Annotated in this window: 1 protein-coding gene and 1 pseudogene; one reads left to right on the top strand and one right to left on the bottom strand. The window is 65.9% G+C overall.

Features of this window, described 5'->3' with window-relative positions:
* Positions 1-152: 152 nt before the first annotated feature.
* Positions 153-533 carry a PAS domain-containing protein gene (locus tag AC1D34_RS36685; RefSeq protein WP_476826914.1) on the bottom strand — a complete coding sequence of 127 codons (381 nt, stop codon included), beginning with the start codon at positions 531-533 and terminating at the stop codon, positions 153-155.
* 892 nt (positions 534-1,425) lie between these two features.
* On the opposite strand from AC1D34_RS36685, the pseudogene AC1D34_RS36680 reads away from it, so the two are divergent.
* Positions 1,426-2,385, top strand: a pseudogene (locus AC1D34_RS36680) (autotransporter domain-containing protein); the annotation flags it as partial.

Genomic DNA, 2,385 nt, shown 5'->3' with positions numbered 1-2,385 from the left:
GGGGAGATCTCAGGGCGAGGCCGCGTAGCCAGCCAGGCTGGACGGTGTCGGCCAATGTGGATCGCCACGCGACCGCGCGATCAGAGCGGCCGAACGATGATCTGCGCCAAAATCCAGTTGACTGAGACGGCCCCGTTACCGAAGTCCTGAGCCTAGGTGACGTCCGTGATGACGCCGAACATCGCGACAGGGCGGCCGTTTCGATCGAAATGAGCCTGCCCCTTGCTGCGCAACCATCTCAGGCTGCCATCAGGGCGAATGATCCGAAACGTCCGGTCCTGGAGCCGCTTGTCTGCCGCGAGCCCGATGGCATTGCTGAAGTCCAGCTGGTCGTCCGGATGCACCAGGGACTGATAGAGATCGATCGTTGGCACCACCGCCGCGGCGTCCAGGCCGAGGATCCTGAACAGTCCGGTGGACCAGGTGACCTCGGATGTGTCGAGATCCCAGCTCCAGGTGCCAATGCTGAACTTGTCCTCGATCACCCGGAGCCGCATGTCGGGCGAACTCAGTAGTCGCTTGGATGTTGGCATCGCTGGCTGCTTCGATGGTCGACGGGCGGTATCGGCGGCTTGCTACGTTCTGCTGTGAATAGAGCTCTCACCGAGAGGGCGGAGGAAGAATATTGGAACTTAGGAGACAATCAGCTCTCTTCCGGATGCGATCACATTCCAACTTTCGTGACTGAGGCATGAATATGAGGGATCAACCTGATTATTTTCTCCATTCGGGGCGAGAAAAAGAACACAATATGCTCACGCCACGCTCTGATTGAATATTTAATGCTCTACTTTACTGGGCTCGAACCAAAACAAGGAAATCGTCGATTCAGGTTGGAGTGTTACTGCTGAACCACGGTGAGATGCGAGGCGCGAAACAGCATGAGCAGGACGTCGCCGCGACGTGAAGCATGGTTGCGATGGCGAATTGTTGGACACTCGGGACTCCCCCCACACGGAGGGGGCTCAGCGCACAGGTCGAAGTGACGGACGGCAACCGCACGCAGCATGCCCGCTTCCGGGATGGTCGCGGCCCGGCGCGCGAAGCGGATGCCGCCTGGCTGGCCGATGATGGCACCCCACTCGGCTGGCAGCCCACCCACTGGCGCCGAGCAGCACCGCGGCCACCACAGAGAGTATTCGAGCTGGATTAGCGGAGCGGTCCTTGCCGGGTGCCTCCCTGCGCGAAGCTGATGCGCCGCTCGCGAGAATCCGGCCTGGAAATCCGCCCCTTTGAACTGTGCCTGGAATGCAACGTTCCGCAGAGTTAATCGGCGATGAACGGTGGTTCGTTGCCTGCCTCACACCAGAGGCTATGGTGCGGACTCGGCCGGGGGGCAATTGCGTGTCATCAGCAGCGGGACTGGACGAGGTGTCGCGAGGCGTCGCGCTGCGGCGGCCTTGTGTTGCGCGGTCACGTCCTGCCATGCTCGCCCTTCTCACCTTCGCACTGGCTGCGCCGGCTCTGGCCGATGGCGGAGCGGGCGGCGGAGGGGACGGCGCAGGCGGTGGCGACAATCTCACCCTTCCCGGTGACAGCGGGAACGTCGGCGGTAGCGGCGGGGGCGGCGGCGGGGGCGGCTCCGGCATAACCGGCGGCTCAGGCGGCAGAGGCAACGCCGGTATCGGCGGCACCGGCGGAATCGGAGGAGCCACCGCGGGAGCTGCGGGACAGGACGGGCAGGATTCCAACGGCGCTGGCGGTGGCGGCGGTGGCGCTCATGGCAGCGTGGATGTGGCGGCTCCCACCGGCAGCGTCTCAGGCGGCAATGGCGGCAATGGCGGCGATGGCCTCGCGGGAAGCGGCGGCGGTGGCGGCGCCGGCGGATATGGCGCGGTGATATCCGGCACCGGTGCGCTCGGCTTGCTCACGTCGACAACGACGGGCGGCAATGGCGGCAATGGTGGCAGCGGTCACTCGGAGGCCGGCAATGCCGGCAGCGGCGGCATCGGCTTGGCAGTGACCGGCGCAGCCGGCACGTCGCTCACGATCGGTGCCGGTGTCAGGGGCGGCGACGGCGGAGCTGGAGGGAACAGCACCGGCGCGACAGGCGGAAGCGGCGGCTCTGGCGGCGCCGGCCTGATCGGTTCCACTGGTACCAGCTTCGTGGTCAATGGCGCGGTGCGTGGTGGAGACGGCGGCGCCGGCGGCTCCGGAATCGTCCCGGGCTCTACCGGCCAGGCAGGAGCCGGCATCTCCGGTCAAAGCCTGAGCATCACGCTGGGCGCGAGYGGCTCGATCTCCGGCGGTCTGGATGGCGGCGGCGCCCGTGGAAACGCTCTCGCGCTGTCCGGCAACAGCAGCCTGACGGTCGCGACGGCCGGCACCGCCAATCTCACTGGCAACATCGCTCTCGGCGCCGGCACGTTGACGCTTGACCAGAGC

This window comes from Allobosea sp. P1_A7, from assembly GCF_056406775.1.
Note: the sequence above shows the minus strand (reverse complement) of the source record. Positions and strands in the feature narration are given on the sequence as shown.

Coding starts and splice junctions, on each gene's coding strand:
- AC1D34_RS36685 (WP_476826914.1), bottom strand. CDS start 533: ATGCCAACATCCAAGCGACTACTGAGTTCGCCCGACATGCGGCTCCGG.